This window comes from Ureibacillus endophyticus (genome assembly GCF_024159215.1).
Classification (GTDB): Bacteria; Bacillota; Bacilli; order Bacillales_A; family Planococcaceae; genus Ureibacillus; species Ureibacillus endophyticus.
Window position 1 is genome coordinate 3,391,638 of sequence record NZ_JAMYWW010000001.1, and the last position, 13,869, is coordinate 3,405,506.

Here is a 13,869-nt window from a genome sequence, read left to right on the forward strand (position 1 = left end):
ATCCTTACAAATAAAAATAAAGACCCTTAAAACAAAATGCTTTAAGAGTCTATAATCCTATTTATTTCTTTTCTGATTGTAGAAGATTTAATGTTTCATTAAATTCTGCTTCAATTTCTTTATTTGGTTTGAATGTAATTAAACTTACGATTACAGTGATTACTAAGTTAATAATGAAACCTGGAACAATTTCATAAATCATCCCTGATAATGCATCACTTTGTCCCCAAACGAAAGCAACAACTGCACCAGCTAACATACCAGCTAGCGCTCCGATATTCGTTAACTTTCTCCAATATAAAGCAAGTAGAATTGTAGGTCCAAATGCAGCACCAAATCCAGCCCATGCAAAACCAACTAAATCTAAAATTGAACTATTTGGGTTCCAACCTAAAATTGCTGCAATTACAGCTACCACTAATACCGCAATACGACCAGCAAATACATAATGTTTATCAGATGCATCTTTCTTAAATAACGCTTTATACATATCTTCAATCAATGCAGATGAAGTAACGATTAATTGAGAAGAAATAGTACTCATAATAGCCGCTAAAATGGCTGCTAACATAATCCCCGCAATAAACGGATGGAATAGAATTTGTCCCATTACAATAAAGATTGTTTCTGGATCGTCAATTGTTTGACCGGATTGTTGGAAGTAAGCAAGACCAACTAATGCAGTACCCATTGCACCAACTAAACTTAAAATCATCCAACCAATACCAATACGACGAGCTTGCTTAGTTTCTTTAACAGATTTAATCGCCATGAAACGAACAATAATGTGAGGTTGTCCAAAGTACCCTAGTCCCCAAGCAACAGATGAAATCACACCCGCAGCAGTTGCTGTTGAAGCAAATAAACTAAAATGCTCTGGGCTCACAGATTTAATTGAGTCAATTGTTTCTCCAATACCACCAGTAAAGAAAATACCAATAATCGGCACTAACACTAGGGCTAAGAACATGATTAAACCTTGTAAAAAGTCTGTATAACTAACAGCTAAGAATCCACCAAATAATGTATATCCTACCGTTACAACAGCTACTAATAATAAACCTGTATGATAATCAAAACCAAATGAACTTTGGAAGAACTTACCGCCAGATACCATTCCAGAAGATACATAGAAAGTAAAGAATACTAAAATGACAATACCAGATAGAATACGAATTAATTTTGTATTGTCTCTTAAGCGGTTATCTAAGAAACTCGGGATTGTAATTGAGTTTTTAGAAACTTGAGTATATACACGTAAACGTGGTGCAACGAGCAACCAGTTAAGCCACGCCCCTACAGTTAAACCGATTGCAATCCATGCTTCAACTAAACCTGCTGCATAAATTGCCCCAGGTAGCCCCATTAATAACCAACCGGACATATCTGCAGCCCCAGCACTTAATGCTGTAACAGCTGGTCCTAAATCACGACCACCTAACATGTAGTCGTTTAAATTTGTTGTTCTTTTATATGCAAACCATCCAATCCCTATCATAGCGAGCATATAAATAACAATCGCTAAAAGTTGAAAACTATAATCTGACATTTCGCATCCCCCTAGATGTAAGCGTTCTATAATAGATGATATAGTGTTTAAAGCAGAATTTTTCGCACACCATATCATTTGATTATAATTTATCATACTTTTGTCACAAAGTATTCAAAAATTTTCTCTAAAATTATTTTCTATATAGTAATACTAATCTAAATAGTCAAAAAACTCAATAACTCAAGTTATTACCACTATATTTTTTCGGTATGATAAACTATTTGCATAAAAGTAGAAAAAGGCGGTTTACTATGGAATACGTTAACATGAAAGAAGAGTTATTAAACCGAATACTATCAAAGAAGCTAGTATCAGCCACTGTCAGTCAACCTAGACAAAAATCGAATGATATTAAACGAATTAAACTTAAACCAGTTGAATTAAAAGGCGTTTACCATATACAAATTGAATATCAATATGAGCGCATTTTAAAACACGAGAACATTATATTACAAGAATTTCCAAATAAACTTGAAATAATATTACAAGACTTCCGACAAATCCATGTTCAATTCATTGATGAGACGATTCAAATTCAATTATCGAAAAAAAATAAAGTACTTTGGAAAACAGAGAAATCCACATCCCCAAAACAATTAAATTTATCTCATAATCGAAAAAAACAATATTTATTAGATGACACAACACCTTATCCATTCCTTATACGTCTTGGCGTTCAAACAGAAGAAGGCAAAGTAAAAAAGCAAAAGTACGATAAATTCCGACAAATCAATCGTTTCGTAGAATTTATAGATGATTCTTTATCTTACTTACCTAAAAATCGTCAAATCCGAATTATTGATTTTGGCTCTGGTAAGTCTTACCTAACCTTTGCACTATACCATTATTTAAAAATAGAAAAAGGATTAAATATTAAAGTAACTGGTTTGGATTTAAAGAAGGAAGTCATAGAGGAATGTAATCGCATTGCTCAAGATTTGCAATATGAAGATTTAGAATTTCTAGTTGGGGATATTAACGATTATAATGATGAAACTGCAGTAGACATGGTCGTTACTTTACATGCATGTGACGTTGCAACGGATATGGCATTAGCTCGTGCTGTGAAATGGGGCGCTAAGGTAATTTTAAGTGTTCCTTGTTGCCAACATGAATTGAACAGACAATTAAATTCTCCAGCGCTTGAAGTTATGACGCAACATGGATTGATAAAAGAGCGATTTGCATCTCTTGCAACTGATTCAATACGAGCTGAACTATTATCGCTAGTTGGATACGATACGCAAATATTAGAGTTTATTGATATTGAACATACACCTAAAAACATATTAATCCGTGCATATTACACAGGGAAACAACCTTCTATTGAACAACGAAAAAATTATGATGCATTTGTACAATTTTTATCAGCTAAACCATTTTTACAAAATGAATTAAAAGATTACCTATAATATGCAAGTTAGTATCTCTTATAATTTTCATACATTAGGCAAGTATATTAGTTAGGGTCAACCCTTTTTAATAACTTGCTTTTTTATTTCCTTTAGCAAAAAATGTCGAAATAAATATTACAGCAATGTAAATTTTGTAAAAACTAATGCACTTTGTGTGTAGATTTTATAAATATTTTGTTATGATTGTCTAGGTTTTATTTTCACAATAAATTTATCCGTATATCAGGGGGCAATACCAATATGTTTAGTTCAAAAAAACCAGATCCATTTTTCTTATCTCTACATAAAATTGCAGAAAACATGAGAGAAGCTGTACATTTTGCTAGAGATTACCGGATCGAATCAATTGCTGATTTAAAAGAACTGAGTATAAAGATGAAAAAATATGAAACTGATGGCGATAAATTAATTCACGAACTAATCGTTATGTTAAACAAATCATTCATGACACCAATTGAACGTGAAGATATTTTAGCCTTAGCTAATAAAATGGACGATGTACTAGATGGGGCAGAACACTGTTTTGCACACTTTGAAATGTTCTCTTTTATCGACCTTGATGAATCGATGAATAAATTCTTAGATTACATTTCAAAAAGTGCTGATGAAATCGTATCTGCAACTGACCTTTTAAATAAAAAAGATTTAATTGCAATGCGTAAACACATCATTCTTATTAAAGATTATGAGCGCGAATGTGATGAAATCTCTCGTTCATCCATTAAACAATTATTCTTAAATGAAAAAGATCCTATCCGTTTAATTAAAATGAGAGACATTTACGATCAACTTGAAGAAATTGCTGATTCATGTCAAGACGTAGCCAACACTTTAGAAACAATTATTATGCGTAATGCTTAGAATCAGGAGATTTTAAAAAATGGATACTATATTAATTATTACAATATTAATTGTAATTTTCGCTTTAGGATTCGACTTTATTAACGGTTTCCATGATACGGCTAATGCCATCGCTACGTCTGTCTCAACACGTGCTTTACCACCGCGTGTTGCTGTCATGATGGCCGCTATTATGAATTTCGTCGGAGCGATTACATTTGTTGGTGTAGCAAAAGCAATTGCTAAAGATATCGTAGATCCCTTTTCTTTAAATGCAACAGCTGACGATACTACAGGATCTGTCGTTATTTTAGCAGCATTAATATCTGCAATTACTTGGAATTTACTAACTTGGTATTTTGGAATTCCATCAAGTTCATCCCATACATTAATCGGGTCAATTGCAGGTGCAGCTATTGCAGCAGCAGGATTTAATATTTTAAACTACAGCGGCTTTACAAGTATTTTAATCGGTTTAGTCGCATCACCATTTATCGCATTCGGGGCTGGTTTTATCGTTATGTCCCTCTTTAAGATTTTGTTTAAGAATTTAAATTTATATCGAACAAATAAAGGCTTTAGAACATTACAAATCTTTACCGCTGCCATCCAATCCTTTACACACGGTACAAATGATGCCCAAAAAGCGATGGGAATTATCACAATGGCGTTAATTGCATCTGGACTACAAACTACAGATGAAGTACAAGCATGGGTTCGTTTAGCCTGTGCCATTGCAATGGGTCTTGGTACTTCCATCGGAGGATATAAAATCATTAAAACTGTTGGTGGGAAAATTATGAAAATCCGCCCAGTTAACGGAGCGGCAGCTGATTTAGCCTCAGCATCTATCATCTTTGGTGCAACACTTGTCCATCTACCTGTTTCTACAACTCATGTTATTTCTTCTTCGATTATGGGTGTAGGATCAGCTCAACGTGTAAAAGGGGTTAAATGGGGAGTTGCTCGTAAGATTGTTATCACTTGGTTAATTACAATGCCGATTTCTGCAATAATGGCTGGAATTATTTACACCATTTTATCTATCTTTTTCTAGTATAATGAATGCTAAACGATGTTTTCGTTTAGCATTTTTATATAGGTTGAACATTCTTAGAAAGGCGGTTTAGAAGTGCAGACGTTCTCTCAATTCATAACAAAACATGTTAAATTAATTATCACAATTTGGATAATTTTGTTCGTAACATTTGCCTTTTTAGCAATCCAGTTACCAAAAAAATTAGAAGGTGACGGATTTTCAGTAGATGGCGACCATAATAGAGTCATGAATGAATTATCAGAAACCTTTGAGCTTCCAGAAAAGTCCATCATCGTCTTATTTGAGGACAAAACGAATACCGAGATAGAAGAAATACTCAAAAATCTAAAGAAAGTTAAAGAAATTCATAGTATCACTTCACCTATTGATAATACACAATTACATAAAGATGAGTATTCTTATGCTATTTTAAATTTTGGGAAAGAAGTAGAAGATTATAATTTAATAGTCGATGAAATAAGAGAACTATTAGATGGCGAACTTGGAGTTTCTATAACTGGTGAGCCTGTCATATCAAAGGATATCAATGTTGCGAGTCAAAAAGATTTAGCAAGTGCTGAAGCAATTGGATTACCAATCGCAGTTATTGTACTACTCCTCGCCTTTGGTACAATTGTTGCATCCTTATTGCCGATTATTATCGGTGCAGTAAGTGTTGTTACATCCCTTGGTATACTTACTTTGTTAGGTAACCAATTCGACTTATCAATTTTTATTTTAAATATTGTTCCAATGTTGGGCTTAGCCTTAAGTATTGATTTTGCCTTATTGTTTATTAATCGTTATCGTGAAGAACGTACCCATTCTTCAATAGAAGAATCAGTACAAATTTCCATTCAAACAGCAGGACGGTCCATCATCTTTTCAGCTGTTTGTGTCATGATTGGTTTAGGTGCAATGGCAGTGATTCAAGTTGAAATTTTCCAAAACATTGCATTAGGTGGAACGATTGCCGTTTTCTTAGCTGTTCTATCCGGAATAACATTGCTCCCTTCCCTTCTGATTGTTTTAGGAGACCATTTAAATAAAGGTCGAATTTTACGAGTAAAACCTGTTAGTACATATTGGAGAACTTTTGCTGGTTTTGTCATGAAACATCCCGTTGCAATTATCATTGTTTCATTAATTATACTTGTTGTCGGAATGCTTCCTTTAAGAGATATGGAATTAAATATTCCTTCTGCAGATTCCCTACCGACCTCTTATGAATCAAGACAAGCATATGACCAATTGCAAGAAACCTTTAATTATGGAAAGGACGCTTCTATCATACTCCTAGCCGAAAGAAAAGATGGGTGGGAAGATGAAGAAGCACTTAACCTGATTTATGATATCCAACAAAAGCTACTTGATGACCCGCTTGTTACTAAAGTGGAGGATATTTTTACAACTGCTCAAGTCGAATCAGTCGATATGTGGCAGTTAACACAACAAAATCCTCAAACTGCCGAGTTATTAAATACAGTGAAAGACAATTTTATAAAAGAAAATCAAATGTTTTTAACCATTACATTAGATGCAGAAAGCACATCCTCTGAAGCACAAGATTGGGTTCGTAAATGGAAAGATGAAGACCTTGGTGTAGACTTTGCTCTTGCCGGTCATCCAAAATTTAATCAAGAAATCTTTGATGAAATCTCAAATAAAATTTACGTTGCTGTTACAATTATCCTTATCACAACATTCATTATCTTAATGATTGCTTTCCGTTCTCTATTAATACCGCTTAAAGCAATCCTTATGAATATTATTGGCCTTGGTTCTGCTTTTGGAATTTTAGTTTACTTATTCCAGTACGGTCATTTAGGATTAGATAAAAGTACCATTGCATTAATCATACCAGTGATTGTATTTTGTTTAGTTTTTGGGTTAAGTATGGATTACGAGGTATTCTTAATTTCCCGAATTCAAGAAGAGTATCAAAAGGGATTTGATAATACAAAAGCTACGGTGGATGGTCTTGTATCAACAAGTAAAATCATTACATCAGCCGCGCTCATAATGATTGTTATTACAGGGGCGTTTGCCTTTACGGATGTTCTACCTGTAAAACAAATTGGGGTAGGTATCGCCATCGCTGTAGCAATTGATGCAACCATCATCCGCTTAATGCTAGTCCCTAGTTTAATGAAACTACTTGGCGATTGGAACTGGTGGTTACCGTTCGTTAAAAATAAGCGCTAATAAAGGAGGCGTCTGAAAAGAATTTTTGAGACGCCTCCTTTCCGCCGAGGATGGTTCAACTACCTTAGGAGCAATAGTTATTAACATTTATCTAATAAGTATTGAAAAGAATGTGCAGAAAATCTTACCTTTCTGCACATCACTTTTTCAGCGTCAAAAATGTACTATGTTCGAAACTATCATTTACTTGTACAGCGGAGGACATTTCACTTTGATTTTTCGGTTCATAGGTTGCAAAGAAAATTTGAATAGCAATTGTCACAAGTATACAAGCTAAGAGAATTACCCCTAAGAGATATAGTGCTGCTCTTTTTCCATTCATTTCAACTATCCCCTTATTTTTTTTGTGTAAAACCTTCCTCTGTTAAATATTCTACTGCTGCCTCACGAGTTCCAAATGTCTCTTCTAAATTATTTTGGTAATAGATATCCCAATTACGTTGATCGTGTACGAGTTTCAAAACAGTTCCACTTTTTGATATCCATTCTTCCTCAATTAAAACATCTACTTCTTCCGATAAATATTCAATAGCATCTCGAATGATTTCTTTTAATTGAATTTTATCAAAATCGCGAATATTGACTAATCCTTTATCGTTCGCTAACTTTTCATATTTTAGTAAATCACCAACATAAACAAATCCGTTTCCATTTGGGTGGAGCTTTTCTACAACGATTGTTTTTTCATATAAGCTGTCCTCAAAATGATAATTTAATCGTTTTAAAGAAATCTCCTTTTTAGTTAGTTCTGGAAATGATTCGATGATGGCTTGTTTTTGTTCAAATGTAAGCATTACGTGAACTCCTTTTTGATTCAATTAGTTTTAATTTACAACAAAAATTAAAACAGTACACCTGTTTTGGTATACTGCTTGTCCATTAAACGGATTTTGTTGCTGCTTCTTTTATTTTCTTACGCTCTTCATAAATATTTTTTACAATTGCTTTAATTACAGCATAAGTAGGAATAGCGATAATAATTGCGATAAACCCACCGATATTACCCGCTGCTAATACAATTGTAATAACTGTTAATGGGTGTACATCTAATGTTTTCCCCATAATATTTGGGGTAATTAAATTACTCTCTAACTGTTGTGCAACGAGAGTAATCACCCCTACCCATACTACTAAGATTGGATCTTGAATAAGCGCTATGACAACAGCCGGAGCTAATGATATCCAAGGTCCAATGAAAGGAATCATATTCATAAAGAATGCGAAAATCGAAAGCAATAATGCATACTCTAAATCGATAATTAAATACCCTATAAACATCATAGCAGCAAGTATTAAACTAATTAACACTTGTCCTTGAACGTAATTTCTTAAAACATCATCAATATCCGATAATGTTTCTTTAACCCATGTACGACGCTCGCCTGAAAATAATTTATATATGTTAGGTGCAAATTTTTCATGGTCTTTCAACATGTAGATAAAGAAGAACGGAACTAATATTAATGTAAACGTTGCCGACACTGTTCCACTTACAATAGATACAATATATTTACTACCCGTCATTGCAATATCTTGAATAGAGTTTGAGACAGTATCCACAAACGTTTCCACTTGTGGAGGTAGTTTATCTTTATTTTCCAAAATAATATCTGCAGTATCCATTATTTTATCACTAATATTTGGTGCATTTTTTACTAAGTTATTTACTTGATGACTTATCGGATTACCAATCATGAGTAGGATGCCTGTTACAATCCCTGCTAATAACAACACAATGGTTAATATACTAGCCCATCGCGGTGCACCCTTTTTCTCCATAAACCGCTGTAATGGTTCAGAAATATAGTATAATACTCCACCAAGTAATAATGGAATAAAGATCGTCTTAATAATGATAATGATTGGGTTAAAAATATCATGTATTTCAATCACATATTTTACTATTAATAATGTGAGTAAAATTCCTATAGCAACTTGGAACCAAACCTTTTTTGTCATTTTCTTTCACCCCTTTCCATATTGTCCCATAAATAATCAATTCCTATTCAATCATTATAAAACTATTTACGATTTATACTAGAAAAAGTGTCGAAATCTTTAAAAAAACCTCTCGAAATATTTTTCGAGAGGTTTAACTTTATAATTTTGTATCATCTATCGAATTTAAGTATTCTTGGATTTCATCAATTACCGATTCAACACATCCATCTTCAAATGGTGAAATTAATCCAGCTTCTTTTACGAGTTTTGTAAAGGACATGGATCCACCTAATCCACACAAGTGAAGATAGTCTTTCCATGCAGATTCAAAGTCTTCTCTCGAGCGTTTCCAAAATTGGAAGGCACATACTTGAGCTAATGTATAGTCAATATAATAGAAAGGACTAGCATAGATATGACCTTGTCGTTGCCAGAATCCCCCTGCTTCTAAGTATGGATACCCCCCATAATCACGATGAGGTAAATATTTTTCTTCAATTTGCTTCCATGCTTGCTTACGTTGGGAAGGAGTCATAGCTGGATTTTCATAAATAACATGTTGGAATTCATCGACTGCCACCCCATATGGTAAGAACAACAACGCACTACTTAAATGAGCAAATTTATATTTTTCCGTTTCCTCTTTAAAGAATAGCTCCATCCAAGGCCATGTGAAAAATTCCATACTCATCGAATGAATTTCACAAGATTCATAGGTTGGCCATAAATATTCTGGAATCCCAATATTACGACTACGATACACTTGGAATGCATGCCCTGCTTCATGCGTTAATACATCAATATCTCCTGAAGTTCCATTGAAGTTTGAGAAAATGAAAGGAGATCCATAATTATCAATGAATGTACAATAGCCTCCACTTTCTTTTCCTTTCTTCGCTTCTAAATCCATTAACTCTCTTTCAATCATGAAGTTAAAGAACTCACCTGTTTCTTGTGATAACTCTCCGTACATTTTCTTGCCGTTTTCAACAATCCAATTCGGTTCACCTTTTGGTTTTGCGTTTCCTGTTAAGAAATTTAGACCTTCATCATAGAACTTAAAATCACTAACACCAATACGTTTTGCCTGACGTTCATAAAGCTTTGTTGCAACTGGAACGATAAGTTTTTGAACTTTATCTCGGAATGTCGCAACCATTTCTGCATCATAATCAATTCTGTTCATATTGAGATAGCCAAGCTCTACATAGTTTTTGTAACCTAATGTCGTAGCAATCTTGTGACGTAATTGAACTAACTGATCAAAAATTGAATCAAATTGTTCTTCATTCTCTTTAAAGAAATTGAAACGAGCTTCCATTGCTTCTTTACGAACTTCACGATCAATAGATTCACCATATGGAGTAAGCTGTGCAAGTGTTAGTGTTTTACCATCAAATTCAATTTGTGCTGAAGCAACAAGTTTATTATATTCAGAGACTAATTTATTTTCCTTTTGCATCAGTTCAATTATTTCAGGAGAAAATGCCTTAATTTGATTTTCTGCTAATGCAAAAAGCTGAGTCCCCCATTTTTCCTCTAATTGTTTGCGGAAAGGAGATTTCACAAGTTCTTGATAATATTCGAAAACAAGTTCTTCCACTTGAGGTGTTATCTCGTCCAAGAAGTCTCGTTCATTTTGATAAAATTCATCGTTTGTATCAATCGATGCACGAATATATACTAGATTTGATTGTGTTGAAAAATCATTACGATACTCGTTTATTTTTTCAATAAGCTGACTTTGAGCTTCCACTGAATCAGCCTCTTTAAATTGTTTGATTAATGCTCTAATTTGCTGTTGCATTTCATTGATGTCTGGTCTTTTATATTCATAATCTTTAAACGTTACCATAATCCGCGCACCTTCCTTTTTCTTCTTTATATCCTCATTATGACTATTCTGACAATTGAATACAAGAGAAAAAAGCTCAAGAAGATAATACGTTTCTTGAGCTTTTGGTTTCTAATTTTAAACTGGAACTACATTATCTAACTTTAAATTGTTGAATTGAATCTTGAAGAGCAGCTAATTCCTCGGATAAATCATTTGATGATTGAGTCACAAGTTGAATTGCTTTTTGTTGTTCTTCTACAGAAGCTGTCACTTCCTCAGCAGCGGCAGCATTATGTTCACTAATTTCAGCAATACCATCGATTGCACGTGTCATAATATTTTTAGATTCATTTAATAAATTAACACCCAATGTTACCTCTTCAATCGTTTGAACGATATTTTCTACAGCTGTCTCAATTTCTTTAAAGGAACTTTCTGTTTCTACTACAGATTTGTTCTGATCTTGAACGATTGAATAGGTTTTCGACATTTCATACGTTACAACGTCTGTTTCATTTATAATTCCTTTTAATGTATTACGAACAAGTTCTGTTGCTTCGCTTGTTTGGTCAGCTAGTTTACGTACTTCTTCTGCAACGACCGCAAACCCTTTTCCATGCTCACCTGCTCTAGCCGCCTCAATGGAAGCATTTAATGCAAGAAGATTTGTCTGGTCTGAAATTTCATTAATCGTACCAACAATTCCTTCAATTTCTCGAACTTTTAATATCAAACTTTCAATTACCGTTTGTACCTTAGTAATCAATTCATACGATTCATTTGAACGAGATTTAAGAATAGTTAAGTTTTCTATTCCTTGTTCATTTGAACTTCTCATAATTTTGGAAGATTGTAACATTGATTGGTTTTTCTCATGTAACATTTCAATCTCTTTTGCTAAAGCAATTGTTGTTCGATTTGTTTCATCTGCATCAGATGCCTGTTGTGTTGCCCCCTTCGCCACTTCTGAAACAGCTTTCACAATATCTTCACCATAGGCAGTTGTTTCTTCTGCCACAGCTGTAAGATTTACAGAGGTCGTTTGTATTTCTACAATTGTTGACTCAACTCCAGAAATGACATCTTTTAGCTGCTCCACCATATGATTAAATCCATTGTTTAATAAACCTACTTCGTCTTTTCTTTGTAACTCCTCAATTTCGACAGTCAAGTTCCCCTTCGAAACCTCACGTACTCTATTTGAAAGTTTAATTAGTGGAATTGCAAAATGCTTAGAGAATAAAATAGTTGCAATCGCTCCAACTATTAAGGCAACAACCATAGTAATAATCATTGTAGTTAATAAATCATTCGCTGGTGCATTGAAATCTTTGTTATATGTACCTGACGCAACAATCCAATTCCAATTTGGATCAAGTTTTGAATAGATTAATTTAGGTGCTACAACCGTTTGTCCCGGTAGTTCAAATTCGTAATATGTAAATCCACCGCCCTCGAATGCTCTATCCTTTACTTCACGAATAAAGTATTTTCCAGAGCTATCCTGATCATCCCATAGATTTTCCCCTTCTCTTGTTGGATGACCAAGTAGTGTTCCATCTTCACCTAAAATATAAATATATCCATTTTCCCCCAAGTCCCCTGGATACGATAAATCACGTTTCCCTTCACTATTCATCTGTCCGATTAAAGCTGTTTTCACTTGTTCCTGCGCTTCTTCTATTTCAAGCGTACCATTCTCAACTTCACGATTAACAGATTCAATCAGTTGTAAGGCAGATTCAACACTATTTTTTATTACTTGTTCCCCTAATTCATCCATACTATTTTTTGCTTTAAAATAACTTACCGCCCCAATAATCAAAATTGGGATTAATAATAGTAAGAAGGAATAAGCAAATAACTTCCCCTGTATTGAACGCTTCAACTATAACACCCCTCTTAATATACTATTTCCCACTATTATTACATATTTATGTAAGTTTACAAATGCTAAATTTCTTGTTTTTGAAATAATTTTCTACTTATAGTCGTTTTCTATTTAGTAAATAACTAATGGAAATTCAATGTTAATTTAGGAAAATTATACTTATATTAAATATAGGGGTTAAAATCAGTTATTCTATTAAAATTCTATTTGCTTGTTTAACTAACACCAATCTGATGCTAGGGAAAGATGGATGAACTTTCTATATGAAGATAACTTTAATCTAATATGAAATCAAAATTCAATAGAGTCACGAAGAAATGTATTTATCTTCCATTATAGAATTTTGCAAGAAAAAACCAGCAGCATTACGCTACTGGTTAAGTTATTTATTCACCTAAATCTGCATTATGGTAAACGCGTTGTACATCATCTAAATCTTCTAATGCATCGATCATTTTTTCGAATTTCACTTTATCTTCTTCTGATAATGTTACTTCTGTTTGTGGTAACATTGTTAATTCTGCTACTGTAAATTCTTCAATACCCGCTTGTTTAAACGCTTCTTGAGCAGCGTGGAATTGATCTGGTTCTGCATAAACAATTGTTACATCGTCTTCTTCAAAAACGTCACGAGCATCTACATCAGCTTCTAATAAAATTTCTAGTACTTCATCAGCAGATTTGCCTTCAATACCAAATACAGCTGTTGAATCAAACATATAAGTTACTGAACCACTCACACCCATGTTACCACCGTTTTTACCGAAAGCTGCACGAACGTCAGACGCAGTACGATTTACGTTATTTGTAAGAGCATCTACAATTACCATTGTGCCTCCTACACCAAAACCTTCATAACGTAACTCATCATAATCTTCGCCGCCAGCACCTTTCGCTTTATCAATAGCTTTATCAATGATGTGCTTTGGTACATTGTAAGTTTTTGCACGTTCTAATACTTGTTTTAATGCTGTGTTCGATTCTGGATCTGGTTCACCTTTTTTAGCAGCAACATAAATTTCAGTACCAAACTTCGCATAAATACGACTGGTATTTTTATCTTTTTCTGCTTTCTTATCTTTAATGTTATTCCATTTACGACCCATCCGATTTCACTCTCTTCCAATATATAATTTAGGGTATTGAATA

At 33.7% G+C, this 13,869-nt stretch carries 11 protein-coding genes; 4 read left to right on the forward strand and 7 right to left on the reverse strand.

Annotated elements, in window-relative coordinates:
• Positions 1-61: 61 nt before the first annotated feature.
• The gene (gene putP / locus NKR20_RS16745; protein WP_121213100.1) at positions 62-1,549 is read right to left on the reverse strand and encodes a sodium/proline symporter PutP; all 1,488 of its coding nucleotides are present in this window, start codon (positions 1,547-1,549) and stop codon (positions 62-64) included.
• Between the two features lie 254 nt (positions 1,550-1,803).
• Here putP and NKR20_RS16750 point away from each other — a divergent pair, with 254 nt between their 5' ends.
• The 4 genes from NKR20_RS16750 to NKR20_RS16765 all read left to right on the forward strand — a co-directional run bounded on the left by NKR20_RS16750 (position 1,804) and on the right by NKR20_RS16765 (position 7,051).
• Complete coding sequence (locus NKR20_RS16750) at positions 1,804-2,964, forward strand: class I SAM-dependent methyltransferase (RefSeq protein WP_121213099.1); 1,161 nt, start codon at positions 1,804-1,806, stop codon at positions 2,962-2,964.
• Between the two features lie 243 nt (positions 2,965-3,207).
• Complete coding sequence (locus NKR20_RS16755; RefSeq protein ID WP_121213098.1) at positions 3,208-3,828, forward strand: DUF47 domain-containing protein; 621 nt, start codon at positions 3,208-3,210, stop codon at positions 3,826-3,828.
• A gap of 19 nt (positions 3,829-3,847) precedes the next feature.
• Entirely contained in the window at positions 3,848-4,864 is a 1,017-nt protein-coding gene (locus NKR20_RS16760) for an inorganic phosphate transporter (RefSeq protein WP_253427727.1), read from the forward strand.
• A 75-nt stretch (positions 4,865-4,939) separates the two neighbouring features.
• On the forward strand, positions 4,940-7,051 hold the full coding sequence (locus tag NKR20_RS16765) for an MMPL family transporter (protein WP_253427729.1): 2,112 nt from the start codon (positions 4,940-4,942) through the stop codon (positions 7,049-7,051).
• Positions 7,052-7,190: 139 nt separating this feature from the next.
• Here the strand turns inward: NKR20_RS16765 and NKR20_RS16770 are convergent, their stop codons facing one another.
• From NKR20_RS16770 to NKR20_RS16795, 6 genes are all read right to left on the reverse strand, one after another.
• Positions 7,191-7,373 (reverse strand): hypothetical protein, encoded by a 183-nt coding sequence (locus NKR20_RS16770; RefSeq protein ID WP_253427731.1) that lies wholly within the window; start codon positions 7,371-7,373, stop codon positions 7,191-7,193.
• A gap of 13 nt (positions 7,374-7,386) precedes the next feature.
• On the reverse strand, positions 7,387-7,845 hold the full coding sequence (locus NKR20_RS16775; protein ID WP_253427732.1) for a hypothetical protein: 459 nt from the start codon (positions 7,843-7,845) through the stop codon (positions 7,387-7,389).
• A gap of 85 nt (positions 7,846-7,930) precedes the next feature.
• A complete protein-coding gene (locus NKR20_RS16780; protein WP_121213093.1) occupies positions 7,931-9,010 on the reverse strand; it encodes an AI-2E family transporter in 1,080 nt (359 codons plus the stop codon).
• Positions 9,011-9,149: 139 nt separating this feature from the next.
• On the reverse strand, positions 9,150-10,847 hold the full coding sequence (locus tag NKR20_RS16785; RefSeq protein ID WP_253427734.1) for a M3 family oligoendopeptidase: 1,698 nt from the start codon (positions 10,845-10,847) through the stop codon (positions 9,150-9,152).
• 133 nt (positions 10,848-10,980) lie between these two features.
• Entirely contained in the window at positions 10,981-12,717 is a 1,737-nt protein-coding gene (locus NKR20_RS16790) for a methyl-accepting chemotaxis protein (RefSeq protein WP_245987429.1), read from the reverse strand.
• 389 nt (positions 12,718-13,106) lie between these two features.
• Positions 13,107-13,826: a YebC/PmpR family DNA-binding transcriptional regulator gene (locus NKR20_RS16795; protein ID WP_253427736.1), complete on the reverse strand. Its 720-nt coding sequence runs from the start codon at positions 13,824-13,826 to the stop codon at positions 13,107-13,109.
• Between the last annotated feature and the right edge of the window lie 43 nt (positions 13,827-13,869).

Coding starts and splice junctions, on each gene's coding strand:
- NKR20_RS16750 (WP_121213099.1), top strand. CDS start 1,804: ATGGAATACGTTAACATGAAAGAAGAGTTATTAAACCGAATACTATCA.
- NKR20_RS16785 (WP_253427734.1), bottom strand. CDS start 10,847: ATGGTAACGTTTAAAGATTATGAATATAAAAGACCAGACATCAATGAA.
- putP (WP_121213100.1), bottom strand. CDS start 1,549: ATGTCAGATTATAGTTTTCAACTTTTAGCGATTGTTATTTATATGCTC.
- NKR20_RS16780 (WP_121213093.1), bottom strand. CDS start 9,010: ATGACAAAAAAGGTTTGGTTCCAAGTTGCTATAGGAATTTTACTCACA.
- NKR20_RS16760 (WP_253427727.1), top strand. CDS start 3,848: ATGGATACTATATTAATTATTACAATATTAATTGTAATTTTCGCTTTA.
- NKR20_RS16795 (WP_253427736.1), bottom strand. CDS start 13,826: ATGGGTCGTAAATGGAATAACATTAAAGATAAGAAAGCAGAAAAAGAT.
- NKR20_RS16755 (WP_121213098.1), top strand. CDS start 3,208: ATGTTTAGTTCAAAAAAACCAGATCCATTTTTCTTATCTCTACATAAA.
- NKR20_RS16775 (WP_253427732.1), bottom strand. CDS start 7,845: ATGCTTACATTTGAACAAAAACAAGCCATCATCGAATCATTTCCAGAA.
- NKR20_RS16770 (WP_253427731.1), bottom strand. CDS start 7,373: ATGAATGGAAAAAGAGCAGCACTATATCTCTTAGGGGTAATTCTCTTA.